At 68.0% G+C, this 17,278-nt stretch carries 10 protein-coding genes; 2 read left to right on the top strand and 8 right to left on the bottom strand.

Features of this window, described 5'->3' with window-relative positions; genetic code table 11:
- Positions 1-176: 176 nt before the first annotated feature.
- From BLA60_RS14400 to BLA60_RS14370, 7 genes are all read right to left on the bottom strand, one after another.
- A complete protein-coding gene (locus BLA60_RS14400; RefSeq protein WP_154814342.1) occupies positions 177-803 on the bottom strand; it encodes a DUF3558 family protein in 627 nt (208 codons plus the stop codon).
- A 6-nt stretch (positions 804-809) separates the two neighbouring features.
- A complete protein-coding gene (locus BLA60_RS14395) occupies positions 810-1,994 on the bottom strand; it encodes a YDG/SRA domain-containing protein (protein ID WP_211288720.1) in 1,185 nt (394 codons plus the stop codon).
- 137 nt (positions 1,995-2,131) lie between these two features.
- Entirely contained in the window at positions 2,132-2,800 is a 669-nt protein-coding gene (locus BLA60_RS14390; RefSeq protein WP_075133330.1) for a hypothetical protein, read from the bottom strand.
- 370 nt (positions 2,801-3,170) lie between these two features.
- Complete coding sequence (locus BLA60_RS14385; protein ID WP_075133329.1) at positions 3,171-7,214, bottom strand: TIGR02680 family protein; 4,044 nt, start codon at positions 7,212-7,214, stop codon at positions 3,171-3,173.
- Positions 7,211-8,455 (bottom strand): TIGR02678 family protein, encoded by a 1,245-nt coding sequence (locus tag BLA60_RS14380; RefSeq protein WP_075133328.1) that lies wholly within the window; start codon positions 8,453-8,455, stop codon positions 7,211-7,213. Before BLA60_RS14380 ends, BLA60_RS14385 begins: the two co-directional genes overlap by 4 nt.
- Positions 8,452-9,987, bottom strand: a complete 1,536-nt coding sequence (locus BLA60_RS14375) for a TIGR02677 family protein (RefSeq protein WP_075133327.1) — start codon at positions 9,985-9,987, stop codon at positions 8,452-8,454. The genes BLA60_RS14380 and BLA60_RS14375 overlap by 4 nt, the downstream gene beginning before the upstream one ends.
- A 62-nt stretch (positions 9,988-10,049) precedes the next feature.
- Positions 10,050-11,207, bottom strand: a complete 1,158-nt coding sequence (locus tag BLA60_RS14370) for a TIGR02679 family protein (RefSeq protein WP_281257440.1) — start codon at positions 11,205-11,207, stop codon at positions 10,050-10,052.
- An 878-nt stretch (positions 11,208-12,085) separates the two neighbouring features.
- Here BLA60_RS14370 and BLA60_RS14365 point away from each other — a divergent pair.
- Both BLA60_RS14365 and BLA60_RS14360 read left to right on the top strand, forming a co-directional pair.
- Entirely contained in the window at positions 12,086-12,982 is an 897-nt protein-coding gene (locus BLA60_RS14365) for an S-4TM family putative pore-forming effector (RefSeq protein WP_075133326.1), read from the top strand.
- Complete coding sequence (locus BLA60_RS14360) at positions 12,979-16,614, top strand: tetratricopeptide repeat protein (RefSeq protein WP_154814341.1); 3,636 nt, start codon at positions 12,979-12,981, stop codon at positions 16,612-16,614. Before BLA60_RS14365 ends, BLA60_RS14360 begins: the two co-directional genes overlap by 4 nt.
- Here BLA60_RS14360 and BLA60_RS14355 read toward each other — a convergent pair.
- A complete protein-coding gene (locus BLA60_RS14355) occupies positions 16,611-17,126 on the bottom strand; it encodes a helix-turn-helix domain-containing protein (RefSeq protein WP_245811974.1) in 516 nt (171 codons plus the stop codon). The genes BLA60_RS14360 and BLA60_RS14355 overlap by 4 nt on opposite strands.
- Between the last annotated feature and the right edge of the window lie 152 nt (positions 17,127-17,278).

Below are 17,278 nucleotides of genomic sequence, written 5' to 3'. Positions count from 1 at the left end.
GAAGAACAGAAGAATCCTCGCGAACACCGCCCCCACCGGCGCCATGATCAGCGGACTCCGCACCGCCGAGGTCACTGACGACAACACCACCCCCACCACGATCATCCCCACCAACGCCCCAAACCCCCCGACGACCAACGTCCACGCCGTCCGCCGCAACGGCTTCCGCTCGCCGGTCACCCCAACGTCACCAGCACCATGCCCGCGGCCCGCTCCGCCCGCGCGCAGTCCTCCCCACCAGCCCCTGAACCAACCGCGACATCGACGAAGGTCACCACCGAGGTGTCCGACACCCCGAGGAAGATCTTGCACCCCCTGTACTTGGCGGTCAGCTCGTCGGCAGCCCGAATCACCGGGTACCCGTCGATGCTGTCGGTGGTCCACCGAGAGCAGTCCAACGTCCCACACTGCGCATACTGATCAGCCAACCCACCCTCCGCGAACACCACGATCCGCAGGTAGTCGGACTCATCCGGCCGCTGCGCGTCCCGGTGCAGATCACACGTCCCGTCCCCGTCCCCCCGAACGACCCCCGGCAACCCCAATTCCCGCCGCTGCCTCTCATCCAGCAACGCACAGGCATCCGCCCCCACCTCCAACGGCCGCCCCACCTCCGGAATCACCAGCGAGGTCTGCTCGGCGGGCTCCGACGCAGGCGTTGGGTTCGCTCCTTCATCAGAGCACCCGGACAACACGAGTGCGGCGGCAACACCAACCGCCCACCTCGATCGCGTCATTTTGCGGCCCCCAGCCGTTGTTGCGCGGGTGATCATGTCCAGACGGCGGTTCCACACCGCGTCCACCGATCTTTAGGCACCGCTCCCGGCGGCGCCATAGTGATCGCGATGGTAGGCAAGGTGCGCTTCGTCGACATAGTGCTGGTCGTCGACAGTGAGCGGTCCCAGCAACGTCCCGTTGACCCATACTTGCCGCTCGGCGTCGATGATCATCGCCCCGTTGTCAAACAGGACATGGCAATTGGGGCACAAACACAGAACATTGGACGGAATGTCCGGCCCGTCATGCCCTCGGCCGAGTGGTCGAATATGCGCACCCTCAGAGTAGCTGCGATCGCCCGCGACGACTAATCGTGTCCTGCATGCTTGGCAAGTATCGTCATATAAGCTTTTGATGAATCGCGAAACCTTGGTCGACCGCACGATCCGTTGAACGGTCTCATCGCGGCGCCCCGGAGTGACCTCCCCGTCTGGTACCGCCAGATCACTGCGCTTCCTAGCTCCCGGACCACTGTCGGCCTTGGTCAACTTGTAGCGACAGACTTGGAACCCGTGCTGGCCGGCCTCCCGCCAGGCGTCGACTACGCGGTACAATCCGTCGTAGCGAAGGCCCGATTCTGGTGCGTAGGAAGAGCCCTTATGTGCTCCCCGGATAACTCTCACCAGCGCGCCACTGATAGAGCTCGTCAGTAGCCCTGCATTTCCCGAATCCTCGAACGTCTGATCCGCAACCTGTCGCTTGTTCTTGTCCTGCCCGCCGTGGCCGGTATAAATGATGAGGTTCCCAAGGTCCTGATCATCGATGTAGCCGCCGGATACAACAATTGATTCGGCGCCAAAAGCTCCAGTTCCACAAATCCCGGCCTGTGTAGGCCGGTGCACCCCGCTGCGATGCAGCGCTGCGCGATTGGCAAAGGTCGATCCTTCAGGATAGCCAGCGATCTCTCCGTAGCGGGCGCGTTCGCTGGGTTGCGGTAGGCGACTGAGATCGCGGGCATCGAATCCCAACCGCTGCAAGGTGCGAACGACCGAGGCAGCGCCCCCGGAGAAGTCCTTTGCCCGCCAGAACGTGTCGGTAGCAAACCCGTGCGCTACACCAACGATCGCTGTCGAATCATAGGTCCGACCATCGTGCACCAGGACGAATCGCTTCGCTGGCCCAAACCCATACGTCGAACGGAAGGCTTCGGCCCCTAGGCGCTCGTGCTCTGCAATGGCGCGCTCGACCGACACCTGCGTGACATCACCTAACCCCATACCCGCACCGTAGCCGAACCCACCGACAGGGTGTCACCTGTTCGTGTCTGTATCTGCGTGCTCCGCGCCGCAGCACTACGTACCACGGGCCCGGTGCTCCTCTTCTGCGGAAGCACCGGGGGCCGCTGTCGTGTTCGTTAGTTGACGCTCACGATCTTGCCGGTGACGGCCACATCCCCAGATTTGGTCGACAGGAACAGCGGAATCGCGTTGTACTCGGACCCGCTCACCTCCAGGGTGCTGATCACTTCGCCGCTCTCGTCACCCGCTACCGCGATGGTCACCGTGTACTGCCCGAACGTGTCGGGATCCAGGTATCCGTTGTAGTTCAGCTCCGGGGTGACCGTGATGGAACAGCCGGCGGACCCGAAACACTGCTTCTCGGTCACCTTCAGGTCGACCGTCAGGTCGGAGGCCGACGGCCAGCTCTCAGCGGGCGGCTCGGGTTCCTCGGTGTCCGGCGCCGCGGCCCGTGCGACGTTGTTGGGCTTGGCCGACTTTCCGGTCAGGTCGTTGAGGTCGTCGACGAGTTGCTGTTGCACCACCACGGTGCCGATCACGGCAAGCCCGGACAGGGCCAGCGACGCAACGGACAGCCACCGCTCCGTACCCCACACGGAAATCAGGGACATGACGACACCGGCGACGCCGAGGATCGCACCCGCGTTGTTGAGGATCGGGATGGGGATAAGGGCGCAGCCGGCGAGCCCGACACCGAAGGCAACCCACGCAAGCGGCCGGAACTTCCGCTGCGGCGCGGGCGCGGGAACCGGCGGGGCGACGGCGATGTGGTGGGGGTAGGTCATGGTCTGTCCTCAGGTGTTGTCGTTGGTGTTGGTTGGTTTGCGGACAATCACCCCGCCGATCGCCGCGACCAGCCCGATCAGCCCGACCGGGGCCGGCCACAGGCGCCGTTCTGACAGTGCCTCTCGACACTCCATCAACGAAGCTCCAAGTTGCTCTGGGAGTCGTCTCTGCCGTCTGTTTTGTGTCACTGAGGACAGAGAAATATTTCTGGACACAAAGTACGACCTTCACACCCACGTCCGCGACGATCGCGATCACCACGACGAGCACCGCCGATGCCCATCGTCGCCTCTGCGCGATGCGTCCTGGTGATCGTCAGGGAAGTCCTGTCGGTGGCCGCAACGCAGCAGTTTGGCGCGGCCAACCAGCTCAGGCGTCGGCGGTGAGGTTCGTGCCGTCCCAGACGAAGCGGGCCGTGGTGACCGCGTCGTCGCCGTCGTGGCCGGTGATGAGTTGGTGGATCGCGACGCCGCTCAGTTCGGGGTAGGTGCACCATTCGTGGTCCGAGGTGAGTAGCAGGTCGAGTCGCAGCGCGGACAGCAGCGCGAAGACCTGTCCCCGGTTGTTGGTGTCGACTCCGACGAACACCTCGTCGAGCAGAATGACCCGGGGGCCGGTCGGCACCGCCTCGTAGTGGGCCGCGACCGCGGCGAACAGCGGCAGGTGCAGGGCGATGGCCTTCTCACCGCCGGACAGCGCGCCGTGCAGTTTCTTCGTGAGCGGTTGCCAGCCGGCGCCGTTCGTGCGGTCCACCTTGACGTCGAACCGGTGCCAGGCGGTGTAGTCGAACACCTGGCCCAGCTGTTGTTCCCAGCTGGCGGCGGTGTCGTCGGCCTTGGCCTGTTCGATCCGGTCCCGGAAGAACTGGTGCAGGGATTCGCGGTCCGCGTCGGTCAGTCGCGCGGGGTCCTTCAGCAGGAGATCCCGTGCGGCTCTGGTTCCGGGGGGCAGTTCGGGCGCGACCCGCCAGACGAGCTGAACCGACACTTTCGACGCGGTCCGAACCCGCTCCAGCCGGTCGTTCATCGCGTCCACCAGTTCGCCGGCCTGACGAATGCGTGCGGCGAGGTGGCGGCGGGTGTCGCCGGTGAGGGTCTGGTCGAACAGTTGCCGCTCGCGTTCGGTGATCTCGTGCCTGCTCCGCTCGGCGTCGCTCTTCAGGATCGTCAGCAACTCGGCGGCGCCGACCCGGACACCGTCCACCAGGGCGGTGAAGACCTGGACGTCCTCGTCGGTTTCGAGGTCGAGGTCGGCCCGCGCGCTGAGCGCCGTGCGGCACTCGTGCACCGATTCCGAGAGCCGGTGCAGGGCGTCACCGAGGTTGTTCGGTTCGTGGGGCATGGTTGGCCAGGCGGCGGCGACCAGGCGGGCGGTGTCCAGGGCCGCGCGCACTCCCTCCGACGAGGAGAGCGTGGCGGTGAACCGGTCGAGTTCGTCGAACGCGCTGTCCGCCGGGAAGCTCGTGGTGGCGAGCTGCCGGAATCGGCGAGCCGCGGTGTCGCGTACTCGGGTCGCTTCGTCGCGGGCGTCCGCGTCGGCCTTGCTGCGTTCGGCCAACACGCCCAACCGCTCGGCGAGCGAGGCCACGCCGCGGTGGGCCGTGCTGAGCTCCTTGCTGAGATCGGACAGTCGACCACGCGACGCGGCCAGCTCGGCCAGCACGTCCCGGTAGTCCACTCCGATGGTCTTCTCCACCGCGTCGAGCTTCGCGGCGAGTTGACGCAGGGTGGCTTCGGCCTCCCCGGCTTCGGTCTCCCGCTGAGTCGCGGCCGCGTTCGAACGGGTGGCCCGTTCGTCCGCCTCGACGGCGGCGCCACGAGCCGCGACCAGGTCGCGATGACCGTCGAGCCACAGTTCGGCCTGCTCCCGGAAGCTCTCCACCGCGTGTTCGTGCGTGGTCAGAGCGGATCGTTGGGTGGGCAGACCGTGTTCGGCCGCGACGACGGTGAGGGCGTGCAGGGCGGCGGTGGCCCGCGCCTCTCGCGTCGACAGCGTGTCCAGCCGCTTGCGGACCGTCCGTTCGGCGGCCACCACGGCGGATTCCAGGCGCGTCAGCTTGTCGCGTGCGGCCCGGATTCCGTTGAACGGCGGCCGGGAGCTTCGTTCGCTCGCGAGCACCGCGCGGCGGGCGTCGATCGCGTCCTGGCGTCGTTCCAGTCCGCTCAGCGTCTCGTCGACGGTGGTGAGCTGGCGTTCCAGCTCGCGCCGGTGGCGTTCCCTGGCCCGTTGCCGGGCCACCGCGCCGATGAACTCCGTGTGGGCTTTCTGCCAGCTGCCGCGCAGGTTTCCCCATCGCCAGTCGCCGTCCGCGCTGATCGCCACAGGATGTCCCTCCGGCAGTCGCTCGCCGTAGGCGACAGCCGCGAGAAGCCGGGTGACGCTCGAAGGCGGCACGGGGGTGTCGGTCTCGGGAACCAGGACGTCCACCAGCGACCGTCCCGGGGCGGCCGGGACACCTTCCGGCAGGGCGAAGACGTCGTGACCGACGACCTCGCCGGTCGGGCCGACCCACGCGTCCAGCGCGCCGGCCGACTGCAGTGCGGCTTCGACGGCGCACTGGGTCGTGTCCGGCACCTCGTCGGCGAAGCGGACCAGCTGCCACAGCGGGGCGCCGGTCATCGTCGCGCGGTCCGTCGTGCGGGTGGGTGGCGCGTCCGGGGGTCGGTCGTGTTCGTCGGCCAGCCGGTCCAGGTCCGCGCCGAGCCGGTCGCGTTCGGCCAGCGCCGCCGTGCGGTCCGCGGCGATGACGGTTTCCGTGCGGACCAGGTCGGCGCGCACGGCTTCGGCGACGTGCTCCACGTGCTCGACGAGCGAGGTCTCGTTCTCCACCAGGTCGGCGAACACGTCGAGGTCGGCGAAGCGCAGCTCCCGACACCCGGCCGCCCACTCGCGGAGCGCACCGGCCAGGCCGTCCAGCGCCCGCTCGTACTCCTCGTCCGCCGCCGCCCGGTCTTCTCCGGCGCTCGAAAGGTCGGTCCGGGCCTCATCGAGGTCCGTTTCGGCCTCCCGGCGACGCTCGATCGCCTTTTCCTGGGTGTCGAGCGCCTGCCGCACGGTCCAGACCTGGCCCAGACGTCCCTTGACCGCCGCGCGGAGCAGGGGCCGTGACCGGTCGGCCTCGGTGTCCAGCGTCGCGGCGACCTCGTTGTGGACGCTGGCCAGGCCTGCCCTCGTCGCTGCCTGCCGGGCCTCGTCAGCGCGGGCGGCCACGGTGTGCTCCCGCGTCGCCACGTGGCGCTGCGCCGCGCGGGCGCGGTCGGCGTCGTCGTCCGCCTGAGCGCGTGTGACGTCGGCGTCGGCACGAACGCCCTTCGCGCGGGTTCGCGCCTCTTTCGTGTGCTGCCTGAGCTGGTCCAGCTCCCGGCCCTGCTGATAGGCCTCGCTGTCCACGAGGCCGTCGATGCGGGCCTTGGTCTCCTCCTCCTCGCGACCGAGGTTCTCGACGAGCCTTTCGGTAGTGGCCTTGTCGGCCGCGACTCGGGCGTGTTCGTCGGCCGAGCGACGCGCTGACTTGGTGAGGTTGTCCAGCTCGGTCGTGGCGGAGATCAACGTGGCCGAGGCGGCGCGCAGCACTCGCGCGGCGTAGGTGCGCTGCCGGGCCGCGAGGCTCCGTGCCGCCGTGACCTCGGCGTCCAACGTGGCCAGTCGCTCACGCTGCCGGTCGAGCCGCTCGAAACCCTCGGCCAGGTCGGCGACTTCCTGTTGCCCCAACGGCGGCAGCGCCCGAGAGAGCAAAGTGGACAGCAACGACGGGTCGAGCCGCTGGGACAGTTTTGGGGTGCGCAGCTGGAGCAGCGCGGTGATCAGCGCGTCGTAGCGTTGCTCGTTCAGCCCGGGGAACAGCGTCGTGCGCACGGCGGAGCGGTACTCGGTCGCGTTCGGATGGAGAACACCGTGGTGACCGAGCGCCTGCTCCAGCGCGCTTCTGGTGAGCGGCGTGCCGGCCTCGGTGACCAGCGACAACCCCGTCGGCAGGCCGACGCGCTGCGTGGTCGTGAAGTAGTCGGCGTGCACGGCCGTGGTGTGGGTGCTGGCCTGGAGCCGCGCGCCGCAACAGAACCACGCGTCGGGCTCACCGGGAAGGTGGAACTCCAGCCACACGTAGCCGACCCGCGTCGTGCCGGCCGCGCCTTCGCCCATGAGGTTCCAGTGCATGGTGCGCTCACTGGTGCCGAACGTCGACAGGCGGCTCGCCCGCAGGTTCGCGTCGAACAGGAACGGCAGCAGCAACTCCAGCGCCTTCGACTTCCCGGTGCCGTTCGGCCCGCGCAGCAGCAGCCTGCCATGGTGGAACTCGAACGCCTCGTCGTAGTACCGCCAGATGTTGAGAATGCCGGCACGGGTCGGCACCCAACGCCTGGTCGGCGTTTCGGCTGGTTCGGGTGCGTGCCTCGGCAGCTCGGTGACCGTCACAGCGGATCCTCCCCGGAGTGGCTGCTCCGCGCCGATCCCGCCGCGTAGCGTGCGGACGCGGGCAGCGGGTGCACCAGCCCGTCGGTGATCCGGACGAGACCGAACCCGCGCAGCACGTCCAACGCGTCGGCCACGAGAGCCGCGACACCATCGTCGCCGCGGTATCCCTTCCCCCACGACGGGAACTTGGCGAGTAGGGCGTTGGCGGCCAGGCCAAGCTGCTCAGTCGTCGTCACGGATCTGATGTCCTCCAGGAGAAGCAGCGCGGCCACCTTGGCGTTGCTCCCGTCATCGGGGAACCTGCTGTCGGTGGCGATGCCGTCTGGATCGACGAACAGCACGCCTTCGGCCCGCTCCTCGATCAGGAACCCGCCCTCCTCAGCCGCCCGCCGCACCAGCTGGCGGCCGGTCGGCGAGTTGAGGTAGGCGCGCTCGTCGGCGGACAGATCGTCGAGATGGACGACCGGGTCGTCGACCAGCTTGCGGAAGATCGAGTGCCGCAACCACAGGTTGCGTTGGACCTCCGACACGGGCGCCTGGCCGGAGGAGTGTTCGGCGGCGGCGCCGTAGCGCCGCTCCCGGGACACCGCGACGAGCAACTCCTCGAACCGCGCGGGGACCTCGTCAACCGGAACGGCGAGCTGGGACACCCCGGTCGGCGCGGACAACAGCCGCATGAGCAGCGCGGCGTCGACCTCGTAGAGCACCTTGGCCGCCGCGGAGTCGACGAAGGACTCCGTCGCACCATCGAGCACCTCGACCGCGCCGAAGTGTTCGAGCATGCGTAACGCGTCGACGAACGCCATGCGTTCCGCGCGGGCGGACGGGTCGAAGGTCGCGAGCACGGGGTCGGTCGCCGTGGCCCGGGTCACCCGGTCCGCGAGCAGCCCGATGGTGGTCACCGGCACGGTCAACAGTTCGGCGGCCGCCACACACAGCAGAACGTAGCGGCGTCGGTCGAACGGCGCCCGACCGGAACGGTGCCGGCGCGGCGGCCGGCTGGCGTCGGCCATGGGGCGGACCTTGGCCAGCCGGGCGTAACCCAGCCGTGGCTCGACGACCACCGACCAACCGCAGTAGTAGTCGAACCACTTCCTGATCGGTTCACGACGCCGGCGCACCAGGTCGAACGACTCCGCCGCCCCGCGTTCATGGACCAGCGGGCTCGCCAACATGATCCGGATCCCCCTGGCGATCTCCTCGCGCTCGGCGGTGACCAGCTGGTTCGACAGATTGCTCACCGAGCGGCCCTCCGAACGTGGCGGTGACCGAACGCGCGGATCTCGATCTCGTAGTCCGGCCCGGTGAACCGGCCGTGGGGTGTGGTCAGGTGCGCGATCGCGTTGTCGACCGGCGGACGCAGAACGATCTCGATCTTCCCGTCCGTCGTCGTGGCGCGACGAGTGCCGGCGGTGGTCGGACCGTTCGCCAACGCTCTCCCGAGCAGCTCAAGGAGCCGTTCGAACGCGCTGTGCTGGAGACGTCCGAAGCTGGACAGCCGCACCGGCCCGCCGGTGTCGAGCAGGTGCCACGCGGCCTCAAGCTGTGCCCGCTCGGCGAGCGCCTGCTCCGCGCGGGCGGCCTTCACCGCGGCGACGTCACGGACCCGCCCGGTGCGACTGAACCGCTCGGTCCTGCCGGAGGACCTCAGCAGCGGTGACACCTCGACCGGCGGCGCGTCCGCCCAACTCGTGGAGCTACTGACCAGTTCCGGATCCGGATGACCGAGATGCGCGTGCCGGGCGGGGCTGAGCCCGGTGGCGGTGGACCACAGCCGGTGCAGATGCTCCTGATCAGGCAGGACGGTGAACCACTTGGCCAACTCGCGGAAGTCGGCCACCGCGCTGCTCGCTCGGCGCCGTGACTCGGTGATCCGGTCGAGCACCTGCAGCAAGGTGATGATCGCGCGCCGGGCCACCAGATGCAGCTGTTCGACGCGGGGACGGGTGCCGTCGCCCGGCAGGAACCAGGCCCGCAGCCCCTCCCACCGGGCGTGCCGGTGCGCGAGCCACTCCGGCCCGGGGTCGTCGCCGGAAAGCCTCGGCAGCTCGGCCCCGAGCAGCGCGCGGTGATGCACCAGGCCCAGGCCGTGGGCCTCGACCCGGTCGATTCGGGTTTCGATCGCGTGCGTGCGCTGGTCCAGGTTGGTGAGGAACTCCTGCAGGTAGGCGACGGTGGCGGCTTTGACCTCGTGGAAGGTCGACAGGTCCGCGCCGTCGGCCCGCAGCAACCGTTGCAGCTCGCCGTTGAACTGCTTGGTGTTGGAGCGCAGCGCGTCGAGGTGGCCTTCCAACTCCATCACGGTGGTGTAGATGCGTCGGTCGGTTCCGGTGGCGTCGTCGAGCAGCGTGCCCAGGTCGCCGAGGCGATCGGAGATCGCGTCGAGCACGGCGGTCTGAAGTGCGCCGGCGGAGGTCAGGACCGACAGCGCGTGCAGCACCCCCGCGAACGCCGCCTCACCCTGCCTGGTCAGGGAGTACTGGAGGTTGCGCCGCTCGTACTCGCTCGCGGTGCGGTAGTTCTCGGCGTGGTTCTGGGTGACGTCGACGAGGTTCCAGTCGTGCAGTTGTCCCAGCGCGGCGGCCAGCTCGCTGTCGTCGATCGCGTCGAGCCAGCCGACCGAGCGCAGCCGGGCACGCACGTCGTCCAGGCCCAGCGACGTTTCCAGACGTTCGTTGGCCTCGCCGAACGCGTGGAGGACCGAGACGTAGAGCCCAGCACGATCACCGCTGGTGAACCGGAACATCTCCGGTGGAACACGGATGGGTTCCACGCAGTCCTCCCCCCTTTCGTCCGTCCCATCCCACCGTCCCGTCGGGCATCGGTAAACGGAAATCACCGAGTTGGGCAGTATTTGTCCAGTTTCTCCAGGAGTAGATCCACCACGCGTTCCTCACTCACCGTCACGTCGTGGGCCCGGAGCTGGTCGGCGAGAGCCGCGTCCCAGGGTGCGTCCGTCACCCGCCCGACCGAAGGCCCGGTCGTGTCGACCGCGAGCGCGTCGAGGTAGTCGGCCGTGCCCATCAGCCACGGTGTCGCGCCCGTGCGTGCCGCCACGTTCGCCGCGATCCGGATGCCCTCACCGTCGAAGTCGCCGTGATACCGCAGAGCACACCCCGCCGAGGCGAGGCCGCGCAGCAGCAGGATGCCCGCGCTGTTGGGCCACCCGGACGTGCACACCACCGGCGGGCACCGGACCCCGAACCGCGCGAGCGCCAACGCGACGACGCTCGGATTCTCGAACACCCAGACGGTGTCGGGGAGACCGGCGGGCCAGGTCGTGGCTCGTAGCTGACCGAGGGTCAGCGCCGCCACCTGACCGGCGTCGGCACACAGCCGCAGGATCGAGCTGACCAGGCCCGACCCCGGCGGGCGCATCCCCGCGACGAGGACCACGGAGGAGAGTTCGTCATCGGCGACGCCAGCGCGTTCCCAGAGTTGGCGCCGTTGGGTCACGTCGGTGGGCAGGGGCAGGTCGTAGATGGTCGCCAGCCCGCGAAGCACCATGGTGGCGCGCCGCGTCCCGTCGTCCAGGGCGTGCGTGTCCCGCAACGTCCGGTCCGCGAGCACCGGCAGCGGCTCCCCGGCGGCCGGAAGTTCGCCGAGCACCCGCAGCACGTCGTCGAGCAACGACCTGGTGCTGGCGACCGAGCCACCGACCAGCCCCGCTCGGCGCACGGACCCCACCCAGTCGATCAACGCGGGCTGCCGGACGACGACAGGATGCCGCGTCAGCCACTCCCACAACTCGGCCCGCTCCGCGGCGACCTCGGCACGCCGCCCGGCCCGATCCGCGATCGGCCCGACGAGCCGGGTCACCACTTCCCGCAGGTCATCACCGGTCTCCGCGAGAACGTCCTCAAGTCTTGCGACCGACACCGTCACCTGCTCGGCTGGCAGCCGGTCCATCCCGAGCAGGTCAGCCAGCGCGACCCGCTGGTCCTCGGTCATCGGCCCGACTCGAACCCGACTCACCGCACGTCCCGACGACAACCGCTCGTGTGCGGCACGCCACAGCGGAGCAAGGCCGGTCGAGAACTCCCGGATGGTTCCTCCCCTCCTGACCGTTCGAGCGATGTTGGATGTTCGCGATAGTAATAGTCGAGTCGTGCGGCGGCACTGACAAGGTGGACAGCGCGTGTCCGCAACGTTTCGTGTGCTGGCCGAGTTTGACCAATCCGGGAGAATCGGAGAACGCGCCATGTCGGTGGTCCGCAGGTGTCTCACTGGGCACTCCGCTCCGCGAGCCATGGGCAGGAACTGGCTGCCCACGCCGTTCCAGGCGACCGCGAGGGCGGCCAGCCGAGGTCTCCGAGGTGCTGCGGTAGTTGAGCCGCAGCCTGCTGCTACGGCCCGTGATGGAGACGCCCAGGGCACCGAGTGACACGTTGGGGTCGTAGCTCCGCTGGTGAGGCCGCCGGAGAAGCCGGCGTTGCGACGGGAGGTGGGGTGCGAGTGATGACGGGAAGTCGGTGAAGGGCTCACCAGCGAGGACGCTGCGGCCGCTGTCGGCGCGTCGCCCGCATCGGGCTGTTTCGTCACCTGATCAGAGGCCGCCGCCGGAGATGGTGCGGTGGACGGACGGGCCGAACCACGACGTCAGAATCGACGATGTCTCGAATGGAGAGTACTGATAATCCAATAACGGCGCATTACCGTATAAGAATCTGAGTCCCACCGAGTTCGAGACAGGGCACGCGTCGCCACGCCACGGCGGCGCCTGGCGCGCCCAACGTGTGCGGCAAAACGCGGTCAAGGTTAAGTCGATCTTCCAAATGCTGACGTCTGCGGTCTTGGCAACGAACTCGTTGTTTCGCTGGGGATACCGAGCGTGTGACACTCCTTGTCAACCTGTGCGCGCGGGAGGACCGTTGACGAGCACGCATCGCATCACCGACCGGCAGGACAGCGACGCGGCACTGCGCCTGCTCAAAGCCGTCGCCGTGACTCACTCCTACAACCAGCGGGCGCAGACACTGAGCTTCGGCGTCTCGATTGCCCTGGCCGTTGCTGGCCTGCTAATCGGGCCGGGTTCGCGGTACGGCACCGCGGTCGCCCTCGGTGGCACGCTCTGGGCCGCCGTCTACAAGATGGTGATGGAACCTTGGGCTGAGCGGTACCTACGGATCGCCGCGACGCTTCAGGAGAGGTTCGACACCGACGTACTAGGCCTGCCGTGGAACCGGGTCGTGGTCGGGGACCGCGTCGGCGAGGACGAGGTCAGCCGACTCAGTCGGCATTTTCGCGGCGACGAGGACCGGCTACGGGGCTACTACCTCGTGGCCAACGCCGCAGCACCTTACGACCTGCTCTTCTGCCTGGAACAGAACCTGGCCTGGGGCTCCCGGATCCGGCTCCGCTTCGCCCAGATGACGCTCTTCATGCTGGTGTTGTGGTCCGTGGCGGGCGTCCTGCTCACCCTGGCCACCGGCGCGACGGTGGCCGGACTGGTCATCGGGTGGTTCGTTCCATCGCTCGGTCTGCTGCTCCTGTGCCTGGGGACGTACCGTATTCAGATGGCGAGCACCCGAGATCGGCTGCGCGTCCTCGGGTTGGTGCGTGCGGTCGTCGACGAGCACTCGTCGCCGGTGATCGCCAGTCCAGCTGAGTTGACTCTCTTCGCCCGGCAGGTCCAGGACGCGCTCTATCACATGCGGCGTCTCCAGCCGCGCCTGCCGGCCTGGTATTTTCAGCGCTACCACGACGAGGACAGGTCCGATTTCCAAGTCAGGATGCGGGAACTTGAAGGGCGGTTTCCCCAGTCATGACCGCCTTGGACGAGCTGGCCCGCGAATTCGAGGACTCGGCCGTCGCGTCGGCGATCATCGAGTCGCTTCTTGACAATGGTGTTGAGATTCGTGGCGGCATAGAACGGCTCCGTCGTGGTTACACCGGAGCCCGGCTCGCGAAAGCACAACTAGTTAACGTCAATGGTCAGCCAATGCCGCGCTGGTGTGTTATCAAATACTGCCCGCCGGTGCTGATGAATCATCAGCGGGAGAGTAGGCGGCATGCGGCTGCTCTGCGGGAAGCGCCCCAAGAATTCTGTGAGCGACACCTCGCGAGGATTGCCTTTCCTCCGATTTCTTGTCCCTCGAACGCCCTTGTGATCGGCCAGTTCAACGCCGATGGCATTCCGCTCGGGACGGTAGAACTTGACCAACTGGCGGAGGCCTGCGAGGTGGTCTGGAACACGATTCTCGACCGGTGGGCCGGTCCGGGGTATGACAGCGAGCGGTCAACGCTGGCGGAGTTGCTGGCGTGCGAACTGGGCGACAGCTTTCGTCCTGGCGGCTGGCTACATGACTGGGCGCAGGCGAATGACCTGCTGGTGCCCGCCTTTCTGGACCTGGAGGGCGAGGAATCACCGCTGCCCAACCCATGGCGGCTGTTCGACGAGGACTTGCCCACGACGCGGGCGGAGATTCATTATCTGGTGGGCCGGACGCACGGCGACCTGCATGGGGACAACGTCCTCATACCTGTGCGCAACGGATCCATCCGCCCAGCCGATTTCCGGCTTATCGACCTGGCCACCTACGACGCGCGAGCACCGTTGAGCCGGGATCTCGCCACCCAGCTGATGTCGTTGTGCTGGCGTGAGATCGGGGCAAGCTCCGAACGCAGTCAGGAGGCGTTCCTTGTCTATCTGGTGAACGATTACCGCGACGAGCTGCTCGACGGCCGAATGCCGGGAGATGTGCGGAAGGTCATTGATGCGCTGCGCGAACCGGCGCTCCGGTTCGTCATCCAGAACGAATGGAATCAGGAGCACTGGCACCGACAGTTGAAGGTCTCCCTTCTTGCGCAGGCCATGCTGCACACCGCCTACTCGTCGGGCGGTACGCCTGCGAGCCGATGGTGCTCGCGGCTGGCTGGGCGGCTCACCCGGGCGCTTCTCGGCACGGCAAACCTGCCGACCGGCCCACTGATGCGCTTCGACGCGGGAAAGCTCGTCGAGGCGACACACGCTACGGCGGCGCGGACGATTGACCGGTCAGCGAGTGACGGATCCATCTTCGTCGACCGCACGGGTCAGCGGGGTCGCCTTCGCGCAGCCCTTGCGGACCGGGTCACCTCCGTCATTGTGGTCAGCGGACCACCCGGAATCGGCAAGACCGCGCTGGTCCGCGAGGTGCTCACTGATCTGGGCCTGACCGATCCGGAAGACGAGACCACTGCGGTCCGTTGGCACGACGCCACACCATACGGGGAGATCGATGTGCCGACCCTGCTCAAGGACATCGAGCCACCCGGATCGGACCGGGTGGCCGGTCCGTCCGCACGGGCACGCCTGGAGATCGCCCTGGACAGCCTTGGCGAGTCCGGCGGCATCCGGCCGGTGATTGTGATCGACTCGGCGGAGAACCTTCTCAAGGAGGAACATGTCCTCCGTGACTCGGAGCTTGACCTGGCGCTGGAGGCAGTACAGGGCCGGCTGCGCCCCGTCGTGAAGGTCGTCCTCGTTACGCAGCATGTGCCCAGCGCGACGACGGGTGTGGCCTGGCCGGGGACGGCGTGTCAGATCAACCTCGACGGACTCGAGCCACCCTGGCTGCGTGAGCACTTCGCCGAACTTGATCCCGGCAACGCGTACGGTCTCGCCGACCTGCCCGAGCAAGATCTACGGCACGTTCACGGCTTCCTGGCCGGTAATCCACGGCTCGCCGAACTTCTCCACGCGGTCCTCAGCTTCGACCCGCCGGGACTGCAGGCCCATGAGGTAGGACCGTGGCTGTCCTCCGTGCCGGCGAGCGAGGTGCACCAACGCCTGGTGCGCCGATATGTTGACCTCCTTCCCGCCGAACAGCAACTGGTGTCGAAGGGCTTGGCGGCGCTCGGAATCCCGGTGAGCACTGACGCCGTCATCGGCGTCCTGGCGCCATATCTGTCGAGGGAGTTGATCGAGTCGGCCCTGCGCGCGCTCGTTGCGGCGCGCCTCGTCCTGGAACGCCGGGACGGACGCAGGTATGTGCGAAAGACCGAGGTTGAGGCGGTCATCGGTTACCTGGGGCGTGACCGGCACACGGATGACGGCGGGTCCCCCACCCGGCGTGAGCTCGCTCTTCAGGCAGCCAAGGTTCTGGCGGTGATGCAGAAAGACGACGACGAAGTAGATGGCATGGTGGATCTGGAGATGCACTTCGCGCGGGTCGACGCCTGGCTACGGGCGGGTATGTACGAGCAGGCCCACAGCCTTATCGAGGAGATGGACGACCTGGTGCGTCGCTGGGGCAGCGGCGCGGAATTGCGTGCTCAACGGGAGGCCGTGCGTGGCCGGCTCGGCGACGACCGGGAGGGCGAGATGCTGAACCTCGCCGGCCTGGGTCACATCTACTCGTACAGCGGCGAGTTCCGGTCGGCGCTGGAGGCTTATCAGGCCGCGCTCAGCATCGCCAAGCAGGACCAGCTTCGCGAGGCGATGCGCCAGATCTACATCAACATGGGTGCCATGTTCTGGGAGAACAACTACCTCGCCGAAGCCGAGGACCACTACGGGTGGGCGCTGGGACTGGCAGACGAGGACGACGAGGACGGTGGTGACGACGACCGTACAGTCGTGCTGCGCGGCGACCGCGCCGCCGCACTCGTCGGTTTGGCCGACTCCCGGCAGCGGCGCGGCAGCTATCGACGTGCGGTCGAGCAGGCTCTGGCGGCTTTCGAAGCGGCTTGGGAGGCCGACCCCGGACAGGCGTTGGGCGCCGCGCTGCGGTTGGCGCGCTGGTACGCCGAGCTGGACCAAATCCCAGACGCGCTGACGATGCGGGCGAGGTCTGCCGAGCTCACATCGGCCCACCCCGATGCCTCGGCGCGAGCGGAGTTGCTCACCTTGACCGCCGACTTGTACCTGTACCAGGACCGGTACCAAGAGGCGCGGTCGGCGGCGGCGCAGGCCGTCGAGGTCGCGCGTGTCCGCCGTGACCCGATCAACTTGCGGCGCTCCCTCACCACCGTGGCGCTTGCCGATGTGCACCTGGGTGATTTTCTGGCGGCCCGCAGGGCCATTGAGGAGTCAGCCCGTTACCGGGTGGCAGGCAGGGACACCGCGGAGCTCGCGCTCCGGGCGATCATCGCATACCGGTCCGAACTGCCAGGCACCGCGCGGGATCTCTTCCGGCAACTCCACGATGAGACAAGCCGACGCACAAAGGCCGACAGCAACGATCTTGTCGCTTGGGACTTCGCCGGGATCGCCCGGTGCCATTCCGTCCTCCTCGGTGAGGTGGAGCCTGCGTGGGCGCTGGACGCGTTTCGCCGGGCACGACCGACGTCGGCCCAGCAGACGCCCGGACTGGACGACCGAATGAGATTCATGGTGAAGACGCTGGCCGGAAACTGCCCGCGCCTCGATCACGTGCTCACGGAACTGGCGCGCATCCGGCCGGGCCGCGGCGGTTAGTTCCCGAACCAGCCTTCCTCATGCGCCAGGATAATGGCCTCCAGCCGGGTACTGACGCCGATCTGTTGGTAAAGCGACTGAAGGAGCCGGTACATCGCTCGCTCGGAGTAGCCGGTGTCCGAGGCCAGCCGGGACACGGTCCAGCCGTCGGCGAGCCGTCGCAACAAGGCGACCTGCTGCGTCGAGGGAGCCGATCGGCGCGAAGGCCGGCCGCCACGCTCGGCTACCAGGAGGTCGGCCACGTCAGCAGGCATGACAGCTTCACCGCCGAGAGTCGCGGACACCGCACGCTGCAACGCCGGCACCGTCGCCGCGCGTGCCAGCACCGACCGCGCACCGGCTCGCATGGCCTGCACGCCAAGCGAGGAAAGGTCGCCGGATGGCAGCGCGACGACGAGCGGGCGGGGACGTAGACGACATAGGGCGGTCAGACGGTCCAGATCCTCGGTGGAGTGCAGGGTCAGCAGCACCACCCCACCCGGGCGTTCGCGCAGCCAGGCCACGGCGTCCACAGGCTCCTCCACGTGATGTCCCAGGCTCGACAACGCCGCTGCGACGCCACGCCGGAACATCGGTAGGGGGTCCAAGACCGCGACATGAACGGTCACCGTGACCCCCACACCTCCCCGTGGCCGCTCGGCCACCAGTGGGAACGGCAGCCGAC

Origin of the sequence: Actinophytocola xinjiangensis (assembly GCF_001921215.1) — a bacterium.
Taxonomy (GTDB): domain Bacteria; phylum Actinomycetota; class Actinomycetes; order Mycobacteriales; family Pseudonocardiaceae; genus Actinophytocola; species Actinophytocola xinjiangensis.
The sequence above is the reverse complement of the archived record's forward strand: the minus strand, read 5'-3'. Positions and strand labels throughout refer to the sequence as shown.